The sequence below is a fragment of the Paenibacillus favisporus genome (assembly GCF_040545415.1).
Lineage (GTDB): Bacteria > Bacillota > Bacilli > Paenibacillales > Paenibacillaceae > Paenibacillus_AQ > Paenibacillus_AQ favisporus.
In genome coordinates this window covers 306,065-331,050 of the sequence record NZ_JBEPLV010000004.1, presented here as the reverse complement: position 1 = coordinate 331,050, position 24,986 = coordinate 306,065, and the positions used below count along the sequence as shown (strand labels likewise).

The window sequence follows — 24,986 nt, the reverse complement described above, 5'->3', positions numbered from 1 at the left end:
CAGACAGATCTGTCTCATGTCAACAGCGAATTTACCTTATTCAGGAACAGGTGATTAGAATGACCAAGAAGGAATCCGCCAAAGAACGGATACTGAAGGTGGCGTCCGATTTATTTTATAGTGAAGGCGTGCGTGCCGTGGGGATCGACCGGATCATTGAGGAATCGGGGGTCGCAAAGGCCAGCTTTTACCGCAACTTTCCGACCAAGGACCATCTGGTTGTGGCCTATTTGGAGCTGCGTTCCAAGACCAGGATGGAAGCCGTTGAAGAAATAAAGCGGCAGTTCCCCGATTCGCCCAAGGAACAGCTCTACGCCCTCCTGGAGGAATTGGTTGAACGGATGAAGAGCTCCCGATTCCGCGGCTGCCCTTTTATGAACGCCATCGTCGAGTTTCCGGATGAGGACCATCCCGGACACCAGGCAGCCATGAGATACCGCTCCAACCTTTGGAAAAATGTTGAGGATATTGCCCGCCAGGCCGGCGCCCGCGACCCGGTCCAGCTCACTTACCAGCTTCAGCTGCTGAAGGAAGGCGCCATGATGAGTGCCTACATGGATAAGGGGTATTACCATGCCGAATATTTTCTGAACGCCTGCCAAGTGCTGATCGACCGGCAGTTTGATGAGCCCAACCCGTCCCGCCGGACAACCGAATAATATGGCGCCGCGGGCAGCAAACATGCGGGCAAGACCGAGGGCACCCTTCGTGCTTATTCCCGGCCTTGCCCGTTTTCATGCCTTATGACTTCGCTATCGCAAGCAGGTGGGAAGTGACGCCCACATACTCCCGGAAGGAGCGGATCCGTTCCTGCTCGAAACGGAACACGATCACCAGCTCATTCGTGTACGGCATTTCGTTAAAGATCCCCTCCGCTTGAAAGATAACGATCCCGGTCTCCTCCTGCTCTACGCAGATGACCGGCGTTAGTTTGGCACTCATGCTTGCCCGTTCAAGCTCGACCAATTCCCGGAACCTCCCGGTTCCCCTCTGCTCTCCCTGCCATTCCTCAAAAGGGATCGGCACGATAAAACCAAAATCAGAGGTCACCAGCGCTTCAAACGCCCCCGTATCCCCTTCCTCAATCGCCCGGCGAAAAGCATTAAACGCTTGCAGACTGCGCTCGTTTCCTTTTTCCATTGGTTCCATACAGCATCCTCCTCTATAGGGTGAATTAAGTCTTTCCAATTCTTATGAACTCATCATATCGTTTAAACACGACAGGTGCTGTCTTGTTTTTGTGATACACTTGAGAAAAAAATGAAAGGACGGGACGCCGATGTATAAATCCCAGCGGTTGATCCGGCTTATCATGCTCGTCAATGCCAAGAAAAATTTCACTCTCCGCGAGCTTGCGGATGAGCTGGGCGTGTCCCAGCGGACCATATCCAGGGACCTCATCGAGCTTGGCGAGCTGGGCATCCCCGTGTACTCCGTTCAAGGACGCGGCGGCGGTTTCCGCCTGTTAAACGAGCGGCTGCTGCCCGCGATCGCTTTTACCGAAAGCGAAGCGACCGCTTTGTTCTTCGCCTCCCAATCGCTGGCTTATTTTGGCTCCGTCCCGTTCGGTAAAGCGGCCGCTTCCGCCCTCGACAAGTTCTATCACTATCTCCCGCCGGACCTGAAAGAGAGAATCCGCCGCTTAACCGGTAAAATGGCGATTTGGAGCCCGCGGCGCAGCATGCCGGCCGAGTGTCTGGAAGTGCTGCTGCAGGCGGTTATGAGTCGCAGCGCCGCAACCATTGTCTATCAATCCGGCACATCCGCGGACGAAAGAGTCATTCAGCCGATCGGCCTCTACTCGGACCAAGGATACTGGTACTGCCCTGCCTACTGCTTTACCCGCAAAGCGTATCGCCTGTTCCGGGCGGACCGCATCCGCTCGGCCGTGCTGAATGAAGAGGTCTGCTGCCTTGACGAGGTTGATGAGAAAACGGTGTTTAACTGGAATGAGGAGGAACTGAAGAAGGCGCCGAAAACGGACTTCATCGTCCGACTGACTCCGGAAGGCGTCCGAATGCTGGAGGGGAACGGCCGTCTTCAGCCTTATATCGAGTGCGAGCCCGATGGCAGCGGCAGGATCGACATATCCATTCCCCGGAAGGACGTGGCGTTCTTTGCCGATATGGTCTGGATATTGGGGCCCGAAGCGGTCATTATGGAGCCACCCGAAGCCCGGGAATGGGTTAACGGCCGGCTGGCCGCCATGCAGCAGCAGTACGCGGAGCGCAAACCGGAATCTGAATCCAGGCAGGTAACGGACATACCAAAAAGCCAGGCCCCTTAAGGACCTGGCTGTAGTTTATCCCATTAATTACTTTGATGCTGTAAAGTGGTGTCGTATAAGTATTTCTGGACCCACGTGCAAGTTATAATACTACAGCCGGAAGTATAAGTCTATATTTTTGGCGGATTTTTTCTATACTTAGACTTATTCTTTCACAGGGAGGGTCTAAGATGTTGAACCAAAGCGAAGCCGATGAAAGGCGTTATGCCGAAGCGATGACAGACAAGCTGGGGCGGGCGCTGGAAGACATCCGCGGGAAAATATCCGCTTCCTACCGCGACGTCATCGAGGCGAAAAAATATATGTGGGAAAACATTTCCCAGCTGGATCCCGCGGAACGGGCCGCGAACAAGGTCGACATCTCGCTTCAGATCGACTCGGGCGAGAAAGCCATCGACAAGGAGCGGAAGCTCCATAAGCTGTACCAGTCTCCTTATTTCGGCAGGGTAGACTTTCGGGAAAATGGCCTAAATGAAGCTGATGCCTATTATATCGGGATTCATTCCTTTGCCGGGACGGACGGGCATACGAATCTGATTTACGACTGGCGCTCGCCGGTCGCCAGCATGTTTTACGATTTCGGCGTCGGGCCCGCCTATTTTACCGCCCCGCTGGGGCGGATCGAGGGCGAGCTGACGGTGAAGCGGCAGTACAAAATCAGGGACGGCCGCATGGAATATATGATCGAAAGCTCGATCAACATCGACGACGACGTCCTTCAGAAGGAGCTCAGCAGCACCACGGACGAAAAGATGAAAAACATCGTCGCCACGATTCAAAAGGAGCAGAACGTCATCATCCGCAATGAAACCTCCGATGAGCTCATCATTCAGGGCGTGGCCGGTTCCGGAAAAACGTCGGTCGCCCTGCACCGTATCGCCTTCCTGCTGTACCGCTACAAGGGAACACTGACGTCAAGAAACGTGCTGATCATCTCGCCGAACAACGTGTTCTCCGATTATATTTCGAGCGTTCTGCCTGAGCTTGGTGAAGAAAATATGATGGAAATGCGCCTCGAGGAGCTGGCGGAAGCGGAGCTCAAAGGGGTCGCCGGTTTCCAGACGTTCTACGAGCAAGTCACCGTATTGATGGACCAAGAAGACCCGGGCATGATCGAACGCATCCGGTTTAAGGCGACTGCCGACTTCATCCGGAAGCTGGATGAGTTTGTCGCTTATGCAGAGCAGCATTATTTTGCGCCGGAGGATGTGCAGGTCGACGGACTGCGGATTTCTGCCGCGGAGCTGCGAGCCATCTATGACGGCACCCGCCGGATGCCCGTACTGTCCAGGCTCGAGCGGACCGCAAACCAGGCGGCGGCAAACCTCAGGGACGAGGATGGACAGAGGCTGTCTGCACCCCGGATTCGCAAAATCAAGACTGCCGTTAAAAAAATGTTCCGTGCATCAACCCTGCTGGCGCTGTACAAGGATTTTTACGACTGGCTGGGCAGACCGGAGCTGCTGTGCATGGCAGGGCCGAAGAAGCTGGAATATTCGGATGTCTTTCCCCTCGTCTACCTGAAAATGTACTGGGAAGGAACCGCGCCGTTTGATTTTGTAAAGCATCTGATCGTCGACGAAATGCAGGACTACACACCCATCCAGTACGCTGTCCTTTCCAGGCTGTTCAACTGCCGCAAGACGATCCTCGGCGATGCCAGCCAATCCGTCAATCCTTACTCCTCCTCTTCCCTTGCCGAGATCAAAAAGGTGTTCCCGAACGCGGATACGGTAGAGCTGTTAAAGAGCTACCGGTCCACCTATGAAATAACGACCTTTGCCCAGCAGCTCAAAGACAACAGCAGCGTCGTACCCATTGAGCGGCACGGCGAGCTGCCGCGGATGGTCGCCTGCGAAGACAAGGAGGAGGAAATGGAGCGGATCCGGTCTGTCCTCCGGGAATTTGTGCATTCCGAGTCGCGTTCCATGGGGATCGTCTGCAAAACAAAAGCTCAGGCGGACGAGGTCTATCAAAGCCTGAGGGACGCGTTTGACAACTTGTATCTGCTGGATTTCGACAGCGAGGAGTTCCGCGAGGGCATCATCATCACGTCCGCCCATCTGGCGAAAGGCCTGGAGTTCGATGAGGTGATCGTTCCTTTCGTGAACAGCGAAGTCTACCGGAACGAGATGGACCGATCGCTGCTCTATATCGCCTGCACCCGGGCGATGCATAAGCTGACGCTGACGCACAGCGGGGCACGGACGCCGTTATTAAAAGAGCCCGGGGAGCATTAGCCCCCGGGCTCTTCTTTTTTATCCAAGATAAGATTCCAGCATCCAGACGTGCTTGTCGAGGTCCGCCTGCATCCCGATCAGCATATCTGCCGTCGGATGGTCGCCGGCGTCTTCCGCCAAACGGATCCCGTCCTGCAGCTCCTTGCTGACTACAGAGAAGTCATGGATAAGCGACTGCACCATACCGCGCGCGTCCTCTTTTCCCGTGGCTTCCGCTACCGTGCCGATTTCCAGATATTCTTTGATCGTCGCGGCCGGTCTTCCCTTGATCGTCAGGAGGCGTTCAGCGATGTCGTCCGCTTTTTGCGTAATGTCGTTGTACAGCTCTTCGAACTTCGCATGGAGCGTGAAGAACTGTTCCCCTTTTACGTACCAATGGTAGTTATGGATTTTAACGTAAAGAATGCTGAAGTTCGCCACCTGCTGATTCAATACCTGTTCCAGCGTAATTGTCGTGTTTGCCATTTGTCATCCATCCCTTCTTTATATGTAATGGACCACCTTAGGCGATCCGGCTGACTAAGAAGCTATTGCGGCGGCCGTTCGTTACGGCTGCTTGGCGTCTTCTACGGGGACAACGGTAATGTCATCCACGTTCGATTCGCAGTGCGGGCAATAATGGCGAAGTTCGACTTCGTGGCCGCAGGCGGTATGCTTCAGGCTTTTATAACATTTATCCAGGTGCTTCTCTCCCCACAGGATAAAAGCATGAAAGATCATTTCCATATCCTGTCCGCTTTCCGTCAATTCATACTCATACCGTGGAGGATGCGCGGAGTACAGGTTGGATACGATCAGCCCGTCCTCCTCCAGCTGTCTGAGCCGCTCGGATAACACATTCGCAGAGATCGTCGCCAGCCCCTGTTTGATCTCGTTGAACGTTTTTTTACCGACCAAAATTTCATGTATGATCATCAAAGACCATCGATCGCCAACGATGTTCAATGTCTGCGCAATGTTGCAATCCAGGTTGTAAATATTCTTCGGCATATCCATGACCCCCCGTGTATCTTTGCCTCAAATGTGGTACTGCCTTCTAATCCTACAGTGCCACAAATGACCGCTTCACGCAAATCGGCCCCCGCGCGGCTCCCGTCAGAATCCTTCCAATACGACCTTGCCCACCGTACGGCCGGTCTCCAGCAGAGCATGGGCCTTGCGAAGATTGGCGGCATTGATCGGTGTCAGCGTCTCGCTAGTGGTGGTCCGAATGACGCCCTCATCCACGAGGCGTGCGACTTCGTTCAGCAGCTTGTGCTGCTCGATCATATCCGGCGTTTGGTACGTGGAACGGGTAAACATGAGCTCCCATACGAACGTGACGCTTTTATTCTTGAGCAGGGTCAGGTTGAGCAGTTCATCCGTCTCCACGATCGAGCAAATCTTGCCTTGCGGCGCGATCGCTTCCGCCATGTTCGCCCAGTGCTTCTCCGTGCTGTTCAGGCAGAGGATGTAATCGACCTGCTCGATGCCGACCGCCTTAAGCTGCGGCAGGAACGCTTCAAAATGGTTGATGACGTAGTCCGCCCCCAGCCCTTTCACCCAATCGGCCGATTCCGGCCGGGAAGCCGTGCCGATGACCGTCAGGCCGGAATATTTGGAGAGCTGTGTCGCAATCGATCCGACCCCGCCGGCTGCGCCGATAATCAGGATGGTTTTGCCGTTGTTGTCCGCCTGGTTATTGGAGACTCCAAGCCGGTCGTACAAGCTTTCCCAAGCTGTAATAGTCGTTAACGGCAGCGCCGCCGCCTGTGCAAAATCCAGCGTGGATGGCTTCTTGCCTACAATGCGTTCGTCCACCAGATGAAATTCGCTGTTGCCGCCAGGACGCGTAATGCTGCCGGCATAGTACACTTCATCGCCCGGCTTAAACAACGTCACATCCGGACCTACCTGCTCGACGACGCCCGCGACGTCCCATCCCAGCACTTTCGGTACGCTTTCCACGCGGTCTTTAGGCGAACGGACTTTATAATCGACAGGATTCACCGAGATGGCGTGGACTTTCACCAGTAAATCCTTGCCTGTCGGCACCGGCTTTTCCAGCTCGACGTCAATCAGGCTTTCTTGATGATCAATCGGTAAATACTTATACAGGCCTACGGCTTTCATCGTCTCTTTTACTTTCGTCATGGTTGTTCTCTCCCTTATAAATGTGATTTATCGTGTTAAGCTGAATGGCATTGTGTCCGTCAATATGTAAGCGATGAGCTCGTAGAGGAGCTCATTGGATCGCACCGAGCAAGTCGTTGATCGTCTCCGCCATCGATGGATGCGTAAAAATGGTATCGCGGAGTACGGAGTACGGCTGCCCGGACTGCATGAACACGGACACGATGTTCACAACCTCGCTGGACTCCGCACCGAACATGGTGAACCCGAGCAGACGGTCCGTTTCGGCGTCGACGACCGCCTTCAGCAGACCTTCCGTCTGTTTCAGCTGGCGTGCCCTCGTCGATGCGGTAACAGGTAATTTCGCCGTTTTCACGGTGTGTCCCCGCTTCAGCGCCTCCTGTTCCGTATACCCGACTTGGGCCAGCGGAGGATCGATAAACACGGAGTAAGGAACGAATCGCCGGTCGCCGGTCGTACGCGTACGGTCGCCGAACAATTGATTCTTGAGAATCCGGTAGTCGTCCAGCGAAATGTACGTAAACTGCGGGCCGCCGTTCACGTCGCCGATCGCCCAGATATGCGGCACATTGGTCTGAAGCGTCTCATCGACCCGGACGAAACCTCGCTCCGTCACTTCCACGCCTGCGGCTTCAAGATTCAGTCCTTCCGTATTCGCTTGTCTGCCGGTGGCGACCAGTACGGCATCCGCTTGAAGCGTGTCCTCACCGTCAGGCGTGGACAACAGCAGCTGAACGGATTCCCCTTGTTCCGTAATCCGGGACACCTTGGTCTGCAGCCGGAAGCGGATGCCCTTGGCCTCCAGCACCTTTTTGACCTCTTCGGCAATCTCCCGGTCCTCTCTCGGCATCAATACGCCGCCATTCTCAAGAACGGTCACCTCTGAGCCGAAGCCTGCATAGATGGAGGCGAATTCCAGGCCGATATAGCCGCCGCCGATGATGGCCAACCGGGAAGGCAGCTTCGCCAAGTCCAGCATTTCCGTGCTCGTATAGACGTGAGCTCCGTCAATCCCGGGAATGTCGGGAAGGACCGGCTTTGCCCCCGTATTGATGAAAATCCGCTCGGCCTCGGCGAGGATGGTCCCGGCTTCCGTTTCCACCCGAACCTCGTGCGGCGATTGGAACGAAGCCGTCCCGGTCAATACCGTGATCCCCGGATGGCTGTTCAGGTTATTGAAGTTCTTGCCACGCAGCAGGGTAACCAGCTCATCTTTCTCCTGAACGGCGCGCGCATACTTCGCCTGCCGGGACTCCGGACCGTTCCCTTCCTCCTGCGAAACGATATGCGACTGATAGGCCAGCGCCTTTGTGGGAATGCAGCCGATATTGATGCACGTTCCGCCATACATCAGAGGTGACTTTTCCACGACTGCGACTTTCAATCCCTGCTCGGCCAGAAAGGGGGCCAACGTTTTTCCGCCTTTGCCAAAGCCGATAATTAACGCATCGAACGTTTCCTTGATCATCGGATGATCCATCCCTTCTCGAATGAAGCTCTTTCTCCATTTTTTTCTCGTTATGATCTGCTTTGCTGGGCGCTCACCTGTTGTGCTCGTTTCCATGTAAGTCATAATACAATACTTAGTTAGTTTTTACAACTCACTAATTTAAAAAAACTTTCTTTTTGGCTTTTTGGAACCAATCCGTTCCCTTAACGAAGGGGAAAAAGGTAAGTTTGACGCTGGTTGATCAACGCTTCCCCGCTGTTCACTGCAGCAAAAAGACAGCCGATCCTCATGGCGGCTGCCTTCCTTGAGCTGCTGTATCTGCTGCTTCTTATCGTTATATTTGCCGGGTTTCGTTCCTTCCATTACATCTTCGTGATCATCCACGTTACCCCGAACCGGTCAATGACCTCACCATAATAAGCGCCCCAAGGCTGAAGGGCAAAAGGATATTTGCTTTCTCCGCCCTCACTCAGCTTGGCATAGGCCGCTCTGGCTTCCGCCTCTTCGGTATATGTTAAAGAAAGACTGACGCTGCGGTTATACGAAACCGGTTCAAACGCGTCGGACAGCATCAGCGGATTTCCTCCCGCCACCGTTACTGCCAAGTGCATCACTTTATCCTTCATCGCCTCAGGCGCTCCGGGCGCGTCTCCGTATGTACTGACAAACTGGATTTCCCCGCCGAGGGCCTCGATATAGTAATTCGCCTGGCTTCTTGCATCCACCGACATCAGATAAGCGTTCATTTGTGCTCCCATATTGTTCAACAACCTTTCACCTGTTTTTTTGTCTTTACATCCATACGACGAATGTATGTCGGCGAAATCGACACGGAAGCAAAAAAAATTTTAAAAAGTTTTTTAATACAAAAAAGAGCTGCTTCCACGGTCATCTTCGCCCCGTTCGAGCAGCCCTTCAATTATAGTTATCCATCTGTTTTGTTGTTAAGGTTGAATGGATACACCCGTCGCATACCATTTTCCGGATTTGAGTTGGAGTGTCAGCCGGACCGGCTCCCTGAACCCGAATTGCTCACCGAAGTACTGCTGGGTCACATAAGCCAGAGATACGCCGAAGAAATGCAGCGGAAATACGAAGCCGATGTCGTGAATGGCGGGATCATACGCATAGTCGTTGTTCGTCATGCCTCGCTGGACCGGATGGATGTCATGATAGACAGCCTCATCCATGTATTCGGTATAGCCCGGATCCCCGCTCATGGCTGCCACCAATATCCGTTTCGTATCATGGGAGATCCAAGCCCCAAACCCGATGTACACAGCCACAAATACGATGATCAGCGATAATACTAGCCTTTTTCCCTTCATGCCGGTCCCCCCTTGGTTATTCCAGGTTCCACAGTTCTGAAGTACTCCCTGCTAGTGAACGAGACGCGTAATCTGCTTCTTTTTCCATGAGAAGCGGTAGTAGCTGTACACCAGAATGAAGCTGGCGATGAACGCTGCCGGATACCCGATCCAAATGCCTTCGATGCCAAGGCTTGTGTGGTACGAGAGCACATAGGCCACAGGGACCTCTACGCACCAGATCGACACGATATTGAACACCGTCGGCCAGAGCACCGTGCCGCTGGACCGCATCGTCGCCCCGTAAATTTGCGTATGGCCGAAGATAAGGTAGCTCCACAGCGTGATCATGAGCAGCCGGTGCGCGATGTCCAGCGTATCGCCGCTCGTAATGAACCAGGACAAAATATGCTCCGAGAACAGGTACACCGGGATAATGATGATAGCCCCAATGATATAGTTAAGCATAATACCCACGCGGATGACCTGTTTCAGCCGGTCCAGCTGACCGGCCCCGATCGACTGCGCTCCCAGCACCGATACGGTCATGCCCAGGCTGATCGCCGGCATCTGGACGTAGCTCGCCACCTGGTTCCCCGCGCCGTAGGCCGCAGTTGCGTCCGACCCGAACCGGTTGACGAAAATAATGACCGCAATCTCTGACAGCGACACCAGGATCATGCTGATGCTGGACGGAATGCCGAGACGAAGCAGCAGCTTCAGCATTTCCCGGTCCATCCCCAGGTGCCTGCGCACCGAAGCGTCGAACTGCAGCGGGTGCTTCTTCCAGCGAAGATACCAGAGCATCACGATAAAGGTCACGATCGTGGAGACGAGATTCGCGTAAGCCGCACCGTACAAGCCGAGCTTGGGCAGCCCGATCCAGCCGAAGATCAGCACGGGCAGCAGAATCAGGTTCAGCGCCGTACTGACGATCAGAAAATAAAATGGCGTTTTCGAATCGCCTGTTCCGCGCATAAATGTCGTATAGACCGCATACAGGAACAAAAACGGCAGGCTCCAGAACATGATGCGGGCATAATGTACGGAAATGTCGATGATGTTGGACGGGGTTCCGATCAGAAGCAAAATGTCCTCGGTAAAGATGCCCCCCAGCACCGCCAGGACGATGCCGAGGATGACCGTGAAGGTCAGCGTCGTGCCGACGACCGCCTTAAGCTTCTCCTCGTTGCGGGCACCGTAAGCCTGGCCGATCAGAATGGCACTGCCGGAGCCGATCCCGATTACAAAGGATATGACCAGAAAAAATAACGGGAAAAACGCGGATATCGCCGCCAGTGCCTCAACCCCGATCCAGCGCCCCACGACGATGCTGCCGACCAGCTGGCCGACGGACTGCAGTGCGTTGCTCAGAATAAGGGGGATAAGGAAGGCGATCATGGCCCGCAGTACCGTATCCTTCTTGTCGGGAGCACCCGGCCCCGGCCTCTCGGATGGTACGGCACCGGAAGCGCCTTTTAAACCTTGCTCGGTAGAACTCATGTAAAACCATCTCCTTTAATGATCATCCATTTGAAAAGCTTCAGCTTGCTCATCAATAGCCCATGTCCTTGAGCAGGCGGGACAAAATGCGGAACCGCTCGCCCAGCAGCTCGCCGTCTTCGTTCAGCGCTTGGGCAAACAGCTTGATATCCTCGTCGATCATCGGATTGTCCGTGCATACCGCCACTTCCATAGCGTCCCCCTGTACCCCTACCCGGTCGATGGTCGTCTCTTCCGGGTCATACAGCTTGGGATAGCGGTACGCCTCGCTGAAGTAAGCGCTGCTGCGCAGGATCAGAATCGCCAGATCCAGCACCCGGTGCATTGGAAGTTCTTCGGATTGGCGTGACCATTTCTCGCCGGTATAACGCCACACCTTGGCGGAAATGTCCACCTTCCCGCGCTCGTTCCACTGGGCAAGGCCCAGGGACAATCCCTTGGCATCCGTGCTGTACGCCTTTCTGCCGTCAATGTTTTCGTAATTCTCGGAAACGATGACCGGTTTATGTTTTAACGTTGTTGGGATCCTCATGGTTAGATCATCTCCACATGTTCTAATTTATCTTTCCAGATGTCGCGCAGGAGCTCCAGGTCCTCCGTATAGTCGGTTTTGGACTCATCCTTGTCGTAGGCGAGCGTGTCCACAACCTTCACTTCAAACTGGCTCTCCCCGTATTCGTTCCATTCCCGCTGCAGCTCCTTACATTTGTGCAGGCCGGATTTTAACATAAACTGATGCCGGTTCAGCATACTTTTCATATCCTGCGTGAAACCCAGATAGATGCGTCCGGAAGGGACACACTTGAGCATATATACGCCCATTTGGGGTTTCATTTCTTTATATTGGGCGATCAGCTCTGCCCTGCGGCTTTTATCCATCCGATTCATCTCGCTTTCCCGATTAATATTTAGTAATTTACTAAATCAGTAATTTACTAAATAACTAGATCATTTATATTACAAATATTGTATCCTGTCAAGGAATTTGGAAAACCTTTGGGATGGAATATCGGCATCCGCCCTTTTGTGATGGGGAAATTGCATTAAAAGAAAAAAGCACCCGGCCGTTAGCCAGGTGCCTCAGGGAATAGGCGCAGCCTCGCGCCTTCCTATTTATTTTCCAGCTTCGCCTGCTCCACCCGCTGCTGCGCCGCCGTATAGGTGTCGATCAGCTTTTGGACGCCGAGGCCGTTGATTTCCTCCACATATTTATCCCACTCGCTTAATTTCCGCGTGCCCAGGACGAACTTGGAGAAATTCTCTTCGCGGTATTTCTTCACAGCCTGCCCGGTCACCGACAGCACCTCGTTCTCCGCGTCGGTAAAGGCCGGTTTCGGCTGCATCGCCGGCGGATCGTATTTGGCCGCTTCCTCGTAGGCCTTCTTCAAATCGTCCGAGAACAGCGACAGATGCGCATTGAAATCAATCCACGTATACGTGCCGCTCGTTTGCAGGCCGGTCTGCTTCCGCATTTCCGTCACGTCGGTATACTCCGGTTTAAATTTCTTCTCCCCATTCTCCACCGTATAAGTCTCGCCTTCCTTGCCCCAGCTGCTTAAGTTTCGTCCATCTTCACTGTAGAAAAAGTCCATATACTTCATAATTTCGTCTTTATGCTTGGAGCTCGAGGCAACGGTCAGACCGCCCTCAAGATAGTGGAAATACGGGTTCAGCTGTTTCATGCCCGGCAGTCCTGCCGGCGGCGCCATGAACTGCAGGCTGTACTCCGGATTGTCCTTGCGCATCGCGTTGTTGAAGAAGTCCACGCGGCTGATGTAATCGATCGTGACAAAGGATTGGCCCGTGGACATGACGTCCTGCCACTGCTTCGTCTGGATCGACAGGAAATCCGGCGGAATCAGCCCTTCCTCGTAGAAGGTATGCCACATCTCCACCATTTTCTTGTAATTGTCCTCGGTCGGTCCGAACTTCCACTTGTTGTCGTCAAAATCGTAATACACGTCCGTGCCCGTATCGAAGTTGGTCGTCAGGTTGGCGTACATCTCATCCGGTATTTGCCCGAAGCGCATCGACAGCGGATAGCTGTCCGGGTATTGCTGCTTCAGCTTTTTCAGTACCTGGTGCAGCTCCTCATAGGTCTTTGGCGGCTGCAGTCCGTTTTTCTTGAACACATCCTCGCGGTACAGCCAGATCATCCGGTTCGTCTCCCCAAAGCCCTGGTTCGGGAACATATACATTTTACCGTCCGCGGACAGCGCGGCCTTGGCTTCCTCCGGATACTGCTCCATCCACTTTTTCAGGTTCGGCATTTGGTCGACATGGTCCAAAATATTTTCCAGCGCGCCCTGGTCCCCGTATTTGTTGGAGTCCCTGCGGCTCGACATATACATGAGGTCCGGGAGATTGGCCGAGGCCATGACGAGGTTCAGCGTGTCGCTCAGCTTGCCCGAAGGCGTCTGTACGTTCAGCGTGACCCCGGTTTTCTCCTGAATCCACTTCCAGATCGGCCAATCCTTGCTGTACGGGAAGGTCGCATTGTTGTCAAGGAGAGCCGTTAAGGTGACCGTCTCCTTCTGTCCCCCGGTTCCGGCATTTGGTGTCGTACTCGTCTCTTCCTTCTTCCCGCTGGTGCATCCGGCTGCGGCAATGACGATCAGCAGTGCGGCCAGCAGCGCTGAAGCGATCTTTCTTTTCTTCATTCGTTTCGCCCCTTTGATCAAAATTGGAACATCACAGTTATCCCTTCACCGCGCCGATCATCGACCCTTTCACAAAATATTTCTGGACGAACGGATATATGATCAGGATCGGAATGGTGGATACCATGATCGTCGCAAACTTCAGCGAATCCTCGACCACCATGTTGTCCCCGCCGATCTGTGTCACCTGCCCGGAGCTGACGCTTCCGGCAAGCACCAGATTTCGAAGAATGACCTGAAGCGGGAACAGGTCGGGATTGCGTAAATACAGCAGCGGATTCATGAAGTTGTTCCAGATGCCTACCGCATAGAACAATGAGATCGTAGCGAACACCGGCTTGGATAACGGCACGATGATGCGGAAGAAGATGCCGATGTCGTTCAGCCCGTCGATCCGTCCCGATTCCTCCAGCTCTTTCGGAATGCCGCTGAAGAACGTCCGCATCAGAATGAGATTCCACGTGCTGACCGCTCCCGGGAGCACCATACCCCAGATCGTATCGACCAGCCCGAGCGAGCGGACCACCAGAAACGTCGGGATCATGCCCCCGCTGAAGAACATCGTAAACACGATCAATAGCGTAAAGCCCTTGTGAAACGTCATGTCGCTGCGGGACAGCGCATAAGCGCCCATGGACGTAATGATCATCGCAATCGCCGTGCCGAGCACGGTGTAGATGATCGTGTTCCGGTAGGCCGACCAAATTTTCGGGTCTCCCAGCACCAGATCGTACATCCGGAGATTAAAACCTTTTGGCCACAGCGTGACTTCTCCCTTCATGACGTACACGTCCCCGCTGAGCGAAACCGCAAGCATGTAAACGAACGGATACAGCGTCACGGCGGCGACGCCGAGCAGAATCAGCGTATTGATGATGGTAAACAGGCTGATCCTGCGGCGGCCGCGAACCTCCCCTGCACTTACCATAGGCTGGTTCCCCCCAGTCTGCGGCTGATAAAGTTGGCCGAAAAAATAAAGATGAAGCTGATGACCCCCATGAACAGATCGATGGATGAGGCGTAACTGAAGTTCCCCTGCTCCATTCCGACCCGGTACACATAAGTGCTGATGATGTCCGCCGTGTCGTAAATGGCCGGGTTATACATCAGAAATACTTTCTCGAAGCCGATCTCGAGCACCTTCCCGATATCGAGGATCAGGATGATCATGATGGTCGGGGCAATGCCGGGCAGCGTCACATGCCACAGCTTCCGCCACCGGTTCGCCCCGTCGATGCTGGCCGCTTCATACAGCTGCGGATCGACCGCGGTCAGCGCTGCCAGGAAGATGATCGTCTCCCATCCGATGTGCTGCCAGATTTCCGACAGGACATAGACCGGCCGGAACCATCCCGGCTCCATCATGAAGTTGACCGGCTTGCCGCCAAGCGCAGTAATCAGTTCATTGATGATTCCCCCATTCGGGGACAGGAACATGATCACCATGCTGGCCACGATGACGTTGGAAATGAAATGCGGCAGGTAGCTGACGGTCTGCACCCATTTTTTGAACACGGCATTCCGGACTTCGTTCAGCAGCAGGGCCAGAATGATGGGCGCCGGGAAGCCGAAGACCAGCTTGTAAACGCCGAGCAGCACCGTGTTTTTCATCAGCACCCAGAAATCCGGGTTCTCGAAAAACATCCGGTAATACTTGAAGCCCACCCACTCGCTCGCCCAAATGCCCTTGAACACGTTGTAGTTTTTGAATGTAATGACGAGGCCGAACATCGGTGCATACTTAAAAATCGCGTAATACAGCAGGCACGGGAGAAACAGCAGCCATAAGTATTTGCTTCGTCTCCAGGCCCGCTTCAGCCTGCTCTGCATGGTCATGCCGCTGCGGCGCTTTACGTTCAGGCCCGGCAGGCCTGCTTCAACGATTCCCGACACTTCCGATTGTGCTTGTTTCACCCACATGCGCACCTCCCTCTTTGGTCATGGGCCGTGAAACCCTGTACCCGAATCATACTTGAACGCTTCTCCATAAATAAATCTGCACGTTTGTGAGGATATCCCCTTTTTCCGGGGTCAGCCGGAAGATTGTAGAGATACCCGAAAAGGTGAATATTGTTTGAATGCGAAAATAAATCTTATGATATACATAGATTGAACTAAAGAAAGGAATGTTCTAGGCCTCTATTGGGCCGTTATAACAGGAGTTTCAATGCAAACCTTTAGTTCAATCTATATAGGTAACAGAGCGCACATTGCCGGAGGTGTTCAAGAGATGTCACTCATGCTGACGAAAAAACTGGGGTATACGACGCTTTTCACGAAATTGCTGCTTGGATTTCTGGCCGTCATCTTGCTTCTTGCCGCCTTCAACCTGGTTTCCTTCTTCTATTTAAAACGCCAGATCCACCAGGAGATCGTCAAGTACAACGAGCTGAGCATTAATCACGCGGTGGATGGCTATGAGGACCATTTTCGCCTGACCCGGGAAATGGTGCTCGGTCTGAACCAGAACAGCCTCTGGGCGACCCACATCAATTTGCTCCGGCATGCCCGAGTCAACAAGGCTTACGGTTACGTCAACGACGTCATTGCCGAGATGAAGCAGCTGTACACGAATCCCTTCCTTTATATTGACAACCTCATCATTGACTTCCGCAGCGACGCCTACGTCATCGAGAAGGACGGGACAAGCAGCGCAAAAGCGATGTTTGGCACGTATTACATTAGCCCTTCCTACCCGCCGGAGTTTTGGGACCGCCAATTTGACGAATCGTACGCCTACCGCGTATTTCCGGCTGCCGCCTTTACCGAGAACACGGCGGGCCATACGGTGTCCAAAGGCGTGCTGATGCCCATGATCATTAAAATGATGCCTTACCGCGACATGTACTTCATCGTCATGATCGATGCCCAAAAGCTGACGCAGGACCTGCACGTTTCGATCAGCGACCAGTTTTATATTTTGAGTGCTGACGGGCAGCCGCTCTATCAGACGTCGGCCGACATCAATTCGGGTCTCGTCACTTCGTTTGACCCGGACCGTTCCTTTATGCAAACGAAGGATTACTACTATTTCTACAAAAAGGGAGCCGGTACGGGCTTCACCTACGTCAGCCGGGTTCCGGTCCAGAGCATTTCCGGCCAGCTGCTCAATCTGAATCTGATCCTGCTGTCGCTACTCGCGATCGTCGGCGTCCTGATCGTGCTGACCTTCCTGTTCAGCCGGCGCATGCACCAGCCGATTCGGCTCATCGTCGACGAACTGAAGGGCTACGAAGCCGATGCCGGCAGCGGCACGGATAACGAACCCGTTCGCGAAATCGAGCTGATCACGCGAAAAATGCACCACATGCGCATCTCCCACCAAAGCATTTCGCGCGATCTGGCACGCAAAAATTCCATGCTCCGGCATTACGCCTACACCAACAAGCTGAAGAACATCCATATGAACCTGAAGGAGATCCAGGAGCTGACCGATACGAGCCTGCCTTATGTAGTGGTGGTCTACCAGGTGCTGTTCAAGGATGCCTTCGAGCATTATCAGCAGAAAACGGGTAAAGGCTCTTATTACCTCCGCGTGTACGTCGACAATGTATGGCGTCAGGCTTTTCCCGATGCCGTCACGATCCAAACCGAGCCCCATCAGATCCTGACGCTGCTGTTCCTGCCCGATCCGGAAGCCGATCTCACCCCGTACATGCAGCGGCTGCTGCAGGTGTTCTCCGTGGACCGTGACAGCTATCTCGTCACGATGGCCCATGGAGCCGTTCAGCCGGCGGGGGCGGACTTTACGGCTGCGTATGAGCAGGTCCAGGAGCGGCTGAAGCTGCGCCGCCTGGTGGATGAAACGCAGTGGATTCGGCCGGACGCCCCTGACGGCGGAGCGCGAGGCGAGCGCTACCTCAAAGCGATGTGGGAGCAGGAGTTCCAGACCCGCCTGATGAGCGGCAGTGAGGAAGGCATGCAGGAGTGGGTCCGGCGCAGCCTGGACCAGCTCGAGAAGAAGCAGGCGGTGGCCAGCGACTACCGGCAGTTCGCCAAAGATGTGGCGGGCGAGCTGGATAAAGCGCTGCGCCAGCTTCCCCCGGCTGCATCGGCCGATGCCGGCGGCCGCCCGCCGCTCGAGGAGACCCGGCGCTTCTACTGCCGGGCGCAGTACGAGCGCTGGTTCGCGGACCTGCTGCACCCCGTGCTGCAGGGAATCCGGCGCAAGACGGAGGAGCATGATCCGATCACGTCGTTCGTGACGGAGTATATGTGCACGCATCTGGACGAGGACATCAACCTCGACATGATGGCCGACAAACTGAACATTACGTCCGGCTACCTGTCGACGTATTTCAAGGAGAAGACCGGCGTCAATTTCAGCGACTATCTGAACGACCTGCGCATCCGGACCGCCAAGGAGCTGCTGCAGAACCTGGATCTGCGTATTCAGGACGTGGCGGCCCGGGTCGGCTACCGCAACGTGAACTCGTTCATCCGCATGTTCAAGCGGCATGCGGGGATTACGCCCGGGGAATATCGGCGCAAATATGCGTCGTAGGGGGAGTGATGGCGGGCAGGCTGGGAGTGGAAGCGTTGGTGCAGGCAGGCGCTAACGCAGGCGTCTTAGTAGGATAAGTAATTTACGGCATAAATTTTAGTCGGAAGACTTCAAGGCGCCTTCGTTGGCATCGATGCTTGCTGATGCCTCGTGGCACTTCGGCGCTCGGGTGGACGCTCCGTTGGCATTGATGATGCATCATGATACTTCGACGCTCGAGTGGCCGCTCCGTGTACGGATCGTTCTTCCGATCGCTGTTGTCTTTGGATTTCTTGACCGGAAACATACCAAGGGTGAAATCCAAAGACAAAGGCGACCGCTTCGCTTCTCCAGATCGATTCCGCCCACTCCACTGGGTCGAGGTTGGAGTTACGTTGCATAAAGATTAATGGCATGAACAGCCGGCGAACCCCAGCAGGGCCTGCCGCCATCACATGTGGGTAAAGTAAAAACCCCCACCCAGTCTGTGTATCCGGGTGGGGGTTATGTTTTGGGCAGCCCGCGCTAAGCTTGGGGCTGGATAAGACAAAGGCGACCGCTCCGCTTCTCCAGATCGATTCCGCCCACTCCGCTGAGTCGAGGTTGAAGTTACGGTGCATAAAGATTAATGGCATGAACAGCCGTCGAACCCCAGCAGGGCCTGCCGCCATCACATGTGGGTAAAGTAAAAACCCCCACCCGGTCTGCGTATCCGGGTGGGGGTTAATGTTTTGGTTCAGCCCGCGCTAAGCTTTGGGGCTGAATAAGATAAAGGCGACCGCTTCGCTTCTCCAGATCGATTCCGCCCACTCCGCTGGGTCGAGGTTGGAGTTACGGTGCTTAAGGATTAATGGCATGAAAGGCCGTCGAACCTTAGCAGGGCCTGCCGCCATCACATGTGGGTAAGTAAAAACCCCCACCCGGACTGCGTATCCGGGTGGGGGCTATGTTTTGGTCAGCCCGCGCTATGCTTGGGGCTGGATAAGACAAAGGCGGGCCGCTTCGCTTCTCCAGATCGATTCCGCCCACTCCGCTGGGTCGAGGTTGGAGTTACGGTGCTTAAGGATTAATGGCATGAAAGGCCCCCGAACCTCAGCAGGGCCTGCCGCCATCACATGTGGGTAAAGTAAAAACCCCCACCCGGTCTGCGTATCCGGGTGGGGGTTAATGGTTTGGTTCCGCCCGCGCTAAGCTTAGGGCTGGACAAGACTAAGGCGACCACTTCGCTTCTCCAGATCGATTCCGCCCACTCCGCTGGGTCGAGGTTGGAGTTACGGTGCATAAAGATTAATGGCATGAAAGGCAGTTGAACCTCAGCAGGGCCTGCTGCCATCACATGTGGGTAAAGTAAAAACCCCCACCCGGACTGCGTATCCGGGTGGGGGTTATGTTTTGGTCAGCCCGCGCTAAGCTTGGGGCTGAACATTGGGGCGATGCGCTGATGGTGCGTGGACTAGGGGGATGGTGCGAGGTGAGTACATCGTCGGGTGGAGATGGCCATGACTCATGGTGCGAACGTCATTTGGTGGACATGGCCGCGGTGTGTGGTGTGGGCATATCGTGTGGAGCAGTGCATCGCGTATCGCGCGGGCGCTATCGTGTATGTGGTGCTGGTGTTATCGTGTGGCGATGGAAAGCTTGCACCGTGCAGGTGTTACCGGGTAAAGCCGGTATCGTGCGGATCGCGGTCAGCGCTCACATCGCAGGCGTCGTACTTCAGCTGCCCGCGCTTGTAGGTGCGAAGGATGCGGATGCCCGCCGCATCCTTCGTGAAGAGCGCCACGTCCGCGGGCGCGCCGGGCGCCAGGCCCTGGGCCGCGGGCAGGCCGAGCAGGCCCGCGGGCCGCACCGAGGCCATCGCCCATGCCTCGCCAAGGCTGGCGATGCCCCGCTCCGCGAGGTGCGCGATGCCGGCGGTCATGGGCAGCGCCGAGCCCGCAAGCAGCGCGGGCTGCCCGGCCAGGTGCAGCCGCCCTGCCGGCGTCAGCGTGACGCGGCCGCCGATATGCGTATCGTACGTGCCGGGCGGCATCCCGCCGAAGCTGACGGCATCGCTGACCAGGATCAGCCGCTCGCCCTTCACCTTGGCGGCGACGCGGAGAAAAGTGTCCGGCAGGTGAAAGCCGTCCGCAATCACGCTCGCCCACAAGTGCTCCTCCGCCAGCTGATCCCATATGTAATTCGGGTGGCGGGGCAGCACCGGGTGGGCCCCGTTGCCCAGATGCGTGGACATGCGCGCTCCGGCTTGAACGGCCGCCTGGATCTGGGCCGAGTTGGCCGCGGTGTGGCCGATCGAGACCAGCACGCCGCTGCCCGTGCACCGCTCGATAAAATCCACGGCCTCCGGCCACTCCGGCGATACCGTGACGATTCGGATCCGCCCTCCGGCAGCCTCCTGCCAGGACTGGAACAGTTCCCAGTCCGGCGCCCTGACGTACTGGGCGTCATGGGCGCCTCTCGGCCCGTCCTCCGGGGAGATAAACGGCCCCTCCAGGTGAATTCCCGCCATATTATGATTGGAGTCCGTCTCGCACACTTCGGCAATCGTGCCGAGTCCGCTGCGCAGCGCTTCATCGCTGTTCGTAATCAGCGTAGGCAAATACGAGGTGACGCCTTCCGCCCACAGCCTCTCGTTTAACTGCCGGACGGTATCCGCCTGCAGCGGATGGGTGTTGAGGTCAAGCCCTGCGTACCCGTTAAGCTGCAGGTCCACCAGTCCCGGTCCGATGAGGGGCAGCTCCTGCCCGCCCGCCTGTGCCCCGGCAGCCTGCCGGATCTCCGCCTCCTCCGGCGTCCCGAGCACCTCGTACCCGGCAATTACCCCGCCTGCCAGGGTGAGCCGGATATGCTCCCCGGTCAAGACATGAATGCCCTCCAGCCGGGTCAGGGCGTCACGGCCGCCTGCTGCCATGGGTTCCATCTTGCGGCGGTCAGACTCCATACGAATCCCGGTCCAGGTATAACGTACAGTTCGGGTGCTCCCGCAAAATGGAGGCCGGGCAGGCGGTCGTAATCGGTCCCTCCAGCGTCTGCGTCACCGCGCTGCGCTTCGTCGGGCCCGGCACGATGCAGAACAGGCGGCCGCCGGATAGCAGCGTAGGGATCGTCAGCGTCATCGCGGTTTCGGGCACCTCCCGGAACCGGTCAAAGCAGCCGTCCCGAACCTGCTGTTCCCGGCACATGTCGTCGAGCTCGACGATTTTTACCGTCTTCGGGTCGTTGAAATCGGCCACCGGCGGATCGTTAAAAGCTAAATGGCCGTTCTCCCCGATGCCGAGGCAGACGATATCGATCGGGGCCTCCTGCAGCAGTGCCGCATACCGTTCGCACTCCGCGGCGGGATCGGCGGAGCCGTCGATCAAGTGGACGGTTCCCGGGCGGACGCGGGAGAACAGCCGGGTATCCAGAAAAGTGCTGAACCGCTGGGGAGCATCTTCGTCCAGTCCGATATATTCGTCCATGTGAAACGCGGTCACCCGGCCCCACTCGATATCTTTATCCGCTGCGAGGTAGTCCAGCAGCTCGTTCTGCGACGGAGCCGCGGCAAACACGATCCGCAGGCTGCCCCGGTCCGCCAGGATCGCCTTCATTGCTTGGGAGACATCGGCTGCCGCCGCTCTTCCCATCTCGTCTCTCGACGCGTACTGCCGGACCTGAAGACGGTCCTTCCACCACTTTTTCTCCGCCAAACGGGGACTGGGCATGATCATTCCTCCTCCATTAATTTACGAACCGCTCTTGTTTATTGCTTGCTTATTGAAATGGAGCTCTGCTCCAGCAGCTCAAACAAGGAATTCAGGCAGTCGATCGTCGCCTCTTCCCCTCCCTCGGAAAAAGCATATCCGGCCGGGCGCTTGAGCTGCTCTTCCGTCAGGCTCGACTGAAGCCTGTAGTGGGTTTCGACCACCAAATAGCCGTCATACCCCTCCTGCACCAGGCGGCGCAGCAGGCCGGCGTAATCCACCTGACCTTTTCCGATCGCCACCGCTTCGGTATGATCTCCCTGCTTCACCGCATCCTTCAAATGGATGTGGCAGATCCGCCCCCGCAAAGCATCGTAGCCGTCAGGGTAAGGGACCTCCTGGTCCGGGTCCCACAGGTCGTTACCCGGGTCATACAACCCTTGAACATAAGGCGAATCCACCGCCCGGATCAGAGCTGCGGCTTTGGCCGCATTGGAGGCGTAGACCGCCGGATCCGCTTCCAGCGAGTAAATGACGCCATGCTGCTCCAGGATCGGCACTACGTTCTTTAATTCGCGGACGATGTCGCCATACGCCTCCTCCAGCGGGCCTTCGGCCCAGAAGCTGAAGCCGCGGACATACCTGGTGCCGAGCCGCTGCGCCAACTCCGCATAACGGGTCAAAATCCCCCGGTGCTCGGCTACTTCTTCCGCATTCCGGAGGTTGCATTTAAACACCGGGGCAGATAAGCCGCTGACCTTCAGGCCAGCTGCCCGGATCGCCGCACCGATCTCCTCTATGCGCGAATCGCTCAGCCGATACAGCTGCTCTCCGTCCACAGAGCGCAGCTCCAGTGCGGCCAGCCCGTATCTGTGGGCAATGCGGATCGCATCGGCGATGTCCTGGGAGATTTCGTCGGTAATGACGCCCAGTTGAAAAGCCGCATTCATGTCGCCCTTCCCCTCCTTTCATCACCTTCATTCATCGTCTGTGCAAAATCAGATCATTGCACATCTTCTTGCATGTTTCAGATCACCCGTTATAGACTCCCAGGGTGCGCTTCGTCCAACCGCCATAGTCGGGATGCAGCAGCAGTATCTATGACACCGAGCCGGGAGCGAACCTGGATGGCTTTCACCGTGCCGCAAGAAGCAAGCGGCAAAATCAGGAGCTGGCAACCGGGCTGATGCCCGTATCCAGTTTCACCGTCCTGCCGGTCTCCCGGCTTTCGTTGGCGGCCTCCAGAAACGCAATGACTTCCAGCGTCTCCGTCATGTCGATCGGAGCGGCGCCCGTTTGGAACATGCGGATCACTTCCTCCAGCATGCTGGCATAATACGGCTTGCCGTCCGCATACGCGTCGACATGTTCGGTCCCCTGCTCACGGTGAATCAACGCTCCGAAACGGCGGTTGCCCTTCCGGTTGCCGCGCAGCGTTCCGACCCTGCCGTCCTCCCATACACCTACAGCCAGATCATGGTCGGTATTCGTGGTGACCGTGACCTCTTTACACCCTTTGCCCATGCTGCGGTACAGCATATCGGCGGCATGAATGCCGTACCAGTAAAAGCCCGCCTGCGTGGACTGCAGCTCCATGGGGCCGTAGGTATCCACCCCGATGATGTTCCCCTGATCGGCTGAGTTCAGCGCCCGGCCCAGGCCTTCCGACCAGCGGACGGAGGAGCAGCTCATGAGCGGAATTCCGTGCTCCTGTGCCAGCCGGTAAATCGCCTTGGCGTCACGGGTCGTGACGGCAAACGGCTTGTCGATAAAAACCGGCTTTCCATAAGGAACGATTTGCCGGAACTGCTCCAAGTGCACGCGCCCGTCCACGGAGAGCAGCAGGATGGCATCGGCGTTTTCGGCTGCCTCCTGGATGCTCTGGACGATGGGGACGCCGCTGTTGTCCCTGACTTCAGCCGTGAATTTGTCCACCCGCCCGATACTCAGTTCAAAATCCGGCGATCCGCCCGGATAGGCGGCTGTTACTTTCCCGCCGCGCACATGGTGCGGGTGATCCGGATTGTTCAGCAGCTCAGCAAAGAGCGGCGCATGCGACGTGTCCAGCCCAATGATTGCGATCTTCAGCTCTTCTGTACTCATTTCCGTTCATCGCCTCTTCCTACAGTTTGATTTCCTTGCCCGTACGCGAGGACTCGTAAATGGCCAGGATCAGGTCCACCGATTTCCTCGCTTCCTCTCCCGAAATGAGCGGCTCACGATCCTCCCACACCGCCTGAATCAGGTCGTCGATCAGAATGTAGTGCCCGTCGGAAGAAATGGCATTCGGGTCATCCGTACCTTCGGCGGAGCCTTCCGACACAAGCGGAGCTGCATCACCGTCAACCGTTTTCCATACTTTAAAACCGCTGTCTCCGTAAATGATCGTCCCGTGCTCGCCGTGAATTTCAAAACGCGGCTCCTGGCCGGGATTGACCGACGTCGTTCCCTGGATGACCCCAAACGCCCCATTCTTATATTTCAAAACCGCAACCGCTGTATCCTCCACCTCGATGTCATGAATTAATGGAGCCGTGTAGGCAAAGACGCTGTCTACTTCCCCCATCATCCAGCGGATGATGTCGATGCCGTGCACCCCCTGATTCATGAGGGCGCCGCCTCCATCAATGGCCCATGTTCCTCGCCATCCGGCGCTTTTGTAATATTCCGGGCTGCGGTAGTACTTCAAGTAGGCGTCTCCGAGCACTAATTTACCAAGTTTGCCTTCGTTAATGGCCTTTTTGGTCAGCAGTGCATGCGGCGTGGTCCGTTTCTGGAATACGGTGGCCAGCTTGACGCCATGGCTTCGGCAGGCTTCGATCATCTCGTCCATGTCCGCCTTGGTAATGCCGAGGGGCTTTTCGCACAGCACATGCTTGCCCGCCTCCGCTGCCGCGACGGTTGCATCCCGGTGCCCTCCGCTGGGCACGCAGATGCAGACGACGTCCACGTCACACTCCTGAAGCATTTGCCGGGTATCCGTATATACGTGGGCCGCTCCGAATTCCTCTGCTATTTTTGCCGCTTTTTCCGGAACGGCGTCTACGACCGCCGCCAGCTCCGCTTCCGGATGGCTCACGATGGCTCTCGCGTGCAGAGGGGCGATCACGCCGGCCCCAATAATGGCAAAACGCATTTTTTTGCTCATACCAATCTCCTCCCGGTGGGAACCACCTGTAAGTTTACAACCCCATTCTAGTGGGACCCGTCTCCACGGCCAATCGCCCATTCTGCGGCTTT

At 55.9% G+C, this 24,986-nt stretch carries 22 protein-coding genes; 4 read left to right on the top strand and 18 right to left on the bottom strand.

Annotated features, from left to right (window positions below):
* The first annotated feature begins 59 nt into the window (after window positions 1–59).
* Window positions 60–659, top strand: coding sequence for a TetR/AcrR family transcriptional regulator (locus tag ABID47_RS19325; protein ID WP_251677938.1), 600 nt, complete (start codon window positions 60–62; stop codon window positions 657–659).
* 82 nt (window positions 660–741) lie between these two features.
* On the opposite strand, the gene ABID47_RS19320 is transcribed toward ABID47_RS19325, so the two are convergent.
* Complete coding sequence (locus ABID47_RS19320; RefSeq protein ID WP_251677937.1) at window positions 742–1,149, bottom strand: nuclear transport factor 2 family protein; 408 nt, start codon at window positions 1,147–1,149, stop codon at window positions 742–744.
* A 130-nt stretch (window positions 1,150–1,279) separates the two neighbouring features.
* On the opposite strand from ABID47_RS19320, the gene ABID47_RS19315 reads away from it, so the two are divergent.
* Window positions 1,280–2,287: a helix-turn-helix transcriptional regulator gene (locus tag ABID47_RS19315; protein ID WP_354499168.1), complete on the top strand. Its 1,008-nt coding sequence runs from the start codon at window positions 1,280–1,282 to the stop codon at window positions 2,285–2,287.
* A gap of 170 nt (window positions 2,288–2,457) precedes the next feature.
* Complete coding sequence (locus ABID47_RS19310) at window positions 2,458–4,527, top strand: HelD family protein (protein WP_354499166.1); 2,070 nt, start codon at window positions 2,458–2,460, stop codon at window positions 4,525–4,527.
* Window positions 4,528–4,545: 18 nt separating this feature from the next.
* Here ABID47_RS19310 and ABID47_RS19305 read toward each other — a convergent pair whose 3' ends face one another.
* The 12 genes from ABID47_RS19305 to ABID47_RS19250 form a co-directional block, all read right to left on the bottom strand.
* Window positions 4,546–4,992, bottom strand: coding sequence for a Dps family protein (locus tag ABID47_RS19305; RefSeq protein WP_145138775.1), 447 nt, complete (start codon window positions 4,990–4,992; stop codon window positions 4,546–4,548).
* 81 nt (window positions 4,993–5,073) lie between these two features.
* Window positions 5,074–5,517 carry a winged helix-turn-helix transcriptional regulator gene (locus ABID47_RS19300; RefSeq protein WP_354499164.1) on the bottom strand — a complete coding sequence of 148 codons (444 nt, stop codon included), beginning with the start codon at window positions 5,515–5,517 and terminating at the stop codon, window positions 5,074–5,076.
* 105 nt (window positions 5,518–5,622) lie between these two features.
* The gene (locus ABID47_RS19295; RefSeq protein ID WP_354499162.1) at window positions 5,623–6,660 is read right to left on the bottom strand and encodes a zinc-binding alcohol dehydrogenase family protein; all 1,038 of its coding nucleotides are present in this window, start codon (window positions 6,658–6,660) and stop codon (window positions 5,623–5,625) included.
* 91 nt (window positions 6,661–6,751) lie between these two features.
* On the bottom strand, window positions 6,752–8,128 hold the full coding sequence (locus ABID47_RS19290) for an FAD-dependent oxidoreductase (RefSeq protein ID WP_354499160.1): 1,377 nt from the start codon (window positions 8,126–8,128) through the stop codon (window positions 6,752–6,754).
* Window positions 8,129–8,472: 344 nt separating this feature from the next.
* Window positions 8,473–8,868, bottom strand: a complete 396-nt coding sequence (locus ABID47_RS19285) for a VOC family protein (RefSeq protein WP_354499708.1) — start codon at window positions 8,866–8,868, stop codon at window positions 8,473–8,475.
* A gap of 186 nt (window positions 8,869–9,054) precedes the next feature.
* Entirely contained in the window at window positions 9,055–9,438 is a 384-nt protein-coding gene (locus ABID47_RS19280; RefSeq protein ID WP_354499158.1) for a hypothetical protein, read from the bottom strand.
* 51 nt (window positions 9,439–9,489) lie between these two features.
* Window positions 9,490–10,818 carry an MATE family efflux transporter gene (locus ABID47_RS19275; protein WP_251678210.1) on the bottom strand — a complete coding sequence of 443 codons (1,329 nt, stop codon included), beginning with the start codon at window positions 10,816–10,818 and terminating at the stop codon, window positions 9,490–9,492.
* A 154-nt stretch (window positions 10,819–10,972) separates the two neighbouring features.
* Complete coding sequence (locus ABID47_RS19270) at window positions 10,973–11,452, bottom strand: DUF6530 family protein (RefSeq protein ID WP_105445818.1); 480 nt, start codon at window positions 11,450–11,452, stop codon at window positions 10,973–10,975.
* A gap of 2 nt (window positions 11,453–11,454) precedes the next feature.
* Window positions 11,455–11,808, bottom strand: a complete 354-nt coding sequence (locus ABID47_RS19265; protein WP_354499155.1) for a GIY-YIG nuclease family protein — start codon at window positions 11,806–11,808, stop codon at window positions 11,455–11,457.
* Window positions 11,809–12,029: 221 nt separating this feature from the next.
* On the bottom strand, window positions 12,030–13,580 hold the full coding sequence (locus ABID47_RS19260; protein WP_354499153.1) for an extracellular solute-binding protein: 1,551 nt from the start codon (window positions 13,578–13,580) through the stop codon (window positions 12,030–12,032).
* 37 nt (window positions 13,581–13,617) lie between these two features.
* Window positions 13,618–14,508, bottom strand: coding sequence for a carbohydrate ABC transporter permease (locus ABID47_RS19255; protein WP_354499150.1), 891 nt, complete (start codon window positions 14,506–14,508; stop codon window positions 13,618–13,620).
* Window positions 14,502–15,416, bottom strand: coding sequence for an ABC transporter permease (locus ABID47_RS19250; RefSeq protein WP_089550423.1), 915 nt, complete (start codon window positions 15,414–15,416; stop codon window positions 14,502–14,504). The genes ABID47_RS19255 and ABID47_RS19250 overlap by 7 nt, the downstream gene beginning before the upstream one ends.
* Window positions 15,417–15,819: 403 nt before the next feature.
* On the opposite strand from ABID47_RS19250, the gene ABID47_RS19245 reads away from it, so the two are divergent.
* On the top strand, window positions 15,820–18,084 hold the full coding sequence (locus tag ABID47_RS19245) for a helix-turn-helix transcriptional regulator (protein ID WP_354499148.1): 2,265 nt from the start codon (window positions 15,820–15,822) through the stop codon (window positions 18,082–18,084).
* Between the two features lie 1,633 nt (window positions 18,085–19,717).
* On the opposite strand, the gene nagA is transcribed toward ABID47_RS19245, so the two are convergent.
* The 5 genes from nagA to ABID47_RS19220 all read right to left on the bottom strand — a co-directional run bounded on the left by nagA (window position 19,718) and on the right by ABID47_RS19220 (window position 24,894).
* Window positions 19,718–20,974, bottom strand: a complete 1,257-nt coding sequence (gene nagA / locus ABID47_RS19240; protein WP_354499146.1) for an N-acetylglucosamine-6-phosphate deacetylase — start codon at window positions 20,972–20,974, stop codon at window positions 19,718–19,720.
* Between the two features lie 19 nt (window positions 20,975–20,993).
* Window positions 20,994–21,767 carry a glucosamine-6-phosphate deaminase gene (locus ABID47_RS19235; protein ID WP_145161663.1) on the bottom strand — a complete coding sequence of 258 codons (774 nt, stop codon included), beginning with the start codon at window positions 21,765–21,767 and terminating at the stop codon, window positions 20,994–20,996.
* A gap of 38 nt (window positions 21,768–21,805) precedes the next feature.
* Entirely contained in the window at window positions 21,806–22,696 is an 891-nt protein-coding gene (locus tag ABID47_RS19230; RefSeq protein WP_354499144.1) for a sugar phosphate isomerase/epimerase family protein, read from the bottom strand.
* Between the two features lie 214 nt (window positions 22,697–22,910).
* Window positions 22,911–23,849 carry a Gfo/Idh/MocA family protein gene (locus ABID47_RS19225; RefSeq protein ID WP_354499142.1) on the bottom strand — a complete coding sequence of 313 codons (939 nt, stop codon included), beginning with the start codon at window positions 23,847–23,849 and terminating at the stop codon, window positions 22,911–22,913.
* Window positions 23,850–23,868: 19 nt separating this feature from the next.
* Window positions 23,869–24,894 (bottom strand): Gfo/Idh/MocA family protein, encoded by a 1,026-nt coding sequence (locus ABID47_RS19220; RefSeq protein WP_354499140.1) that lies wholly within the window; start codon window positions 24,892–24,894, stop codon window positions 23,869–23,871.
* Window positions 24,895–24,986 lie beyond the last annotated feature (92 nt).

What these genes read in the sequence shown, in the direction of transcription:
- ABID47_RS19325 (WP_251677938.1), top strand. Translation starts at nt 60, where the DNA reads ATGACCAAGAAGGAATCCGCCAAAGAACGGATACTGAAGGTGGCGTCC.
- ABID47_RS19290 (WP_354499160.1), bottom strand. Translation starts at nt 8,128, where the DNA reads ATGATCAAGGAAACGTTCGATGCGTTAATTATCGGCTTTGGCAAAGGC.
- ABID47_RS19300 (WP_354499164.1), bottom strand. Translation starts at nt 5,517, where the DNA reads ATGCCGAAGAATATTTACAACCTGGATTGCAACATTGCGCAGACATTG.
- ABID47_RS19270 (WP_105445818.1), bottom strand. Translation starts at nt 11,452, where the DNA reads ATGAGGATCCCAACAACGTTAAAACATAAACCGGTCATCGTTTCCGAG.
- ABID47_RS19220 (WP_354499140.1), bottom strand. Translation starts at nt 24,894, where the DNA reads ATGAGCAAAAAAATGCGTTTTGCCATTATTGGGGCCGGCGTGATCGCC.
- ABID47_RS19295 (WP_354499162.1), bottom strand. Translation starts at nt 6,660, where the DNA reads ATGACGAAAGTAAAAGAGACGATGAAAGCCGTAGGCCTGTATAAGTAT.
- ABID47_RS19235 (WP_145161663.1), bottom strand. Translation starts at nt 21,767, where the DNA reads ATGCCCAGTCCCCGTTTGGCGGAGAAAAAGTGGTGGAAGGACCGTCTT.
- ABID47_RS19275 (WP_251678210.1), bottom strand. Translation starts at nt 10,818, where the DNA reads ATGATCGCCTTCCTTATCCCCCTTATTCTGAGCAACGCACTGCAGTCC.
- ABID47_RS19305 (WP_145138775.1), bottom strand. Translation starts at nt 4,992, where the DNA reads ATGGCAAACACGACAATTACGCTGGAACAGGTATTGAATCAGCAGGTG.
- ABID47_RS19230 (WP_354499144.1), bottom strand. Translation starts at nt 22,696, where the DNA reads ATGAATGCGGCTTTTCAACTGGGCGTCATTACCGACGAAATCTCCCAG.
- ABID47_RS19250 (WP_089550423.1), bottom strand. Translation starts at nt 15,416, where the DNA reads ATGACCATGCAGAGCAGGCTGAAGCGGGCCTGGAGACGAAGCAAATAC.
- ABID47_RS19280 (WP_354499158.1), bottom strand. Translation starts at nt 9,438, where the DNA reads ATGAAGGGAAAAAGGCTAGTATTATCGCTGATCATCGTATTTGTGGCT.
- ABID47_RS19260 (WP_354499153.1), bottom strand. Translation starts at nt 13,580, where the DNA reads ATGAAGAAAAGAAAGATCGCTTCAGCGCTGCTGGCCGCACTGCTGATC.
- ABID47_RS19285 (WP_354499708.1), bottom strand. Translation starts at nt 8,868, where the DNA reads ATGGGAGCACAAATGAACGCTTATCTGATGTCGGTGGATGCAAGAAGC.
- ABID47_RS19310 (WP_354499166.1), top strand. Translation starts at nt 2,458, where the DNA reads ATGTTGAACCAAAGCGAAGCCGATGAAAGGCGTTATGCCGAAGCGATG.
- ABID47_RS19225 (WP_354499142.1), bottom strand. Translation starts at nt 23,849, where the DNA reads ATGAGTACAGAAGAGCTGAAGATCGCAATCATTGGGCTGGACACGTCG.
- ABID47_RS19255 (WP_354499150.1), bottom strand. Translation starts at nt 14,508, where the DNA reads ATGGTAAGTGCAGGGGAGGTTCGCGGCCGCCGCAGGATCAGCCTGTTT.
- ABID47_RS19315 (WP_354499168.1), top strand. Translation starts at nt 1,280, where the DNA reads ATGTATAAATCCCAGCGGTTGATCCGGCTTATCATGCTCGTCAATGCC.
- ABID47_RS19245 (WP_354499148.1), top strand. Translation starts at nt 15,820, where the DNA reads ATGCTGACGAAAAAACTGGGGTATACGACGCTTTTCACGAAATTGCTG.
- ABID47_RS19265 (WP_354499155.1), bottom strand. Translation starts at nt 11,808, where the DNA reads ATGAATCGGATGGATAAAAGCCGCAGGGCAGAGCTGATCGCCCAATAT.
- nagA (WP_354499146.1), bottom strand. Translation starts at nt 20,974, where the DNA reads ATGGCAGCAGGCGGCCGTGACGCCCTGACCCGGCTGGAGGGCATTCAT.
- ABID47_RS19320 (WP_251677937.1), bottom strand. Translation starts at nt 1,149, where the DNA reads ATGGAACCAATGGAAAAAGGAAACGAGCGCAGTCTGCAAGCGTTTAAT.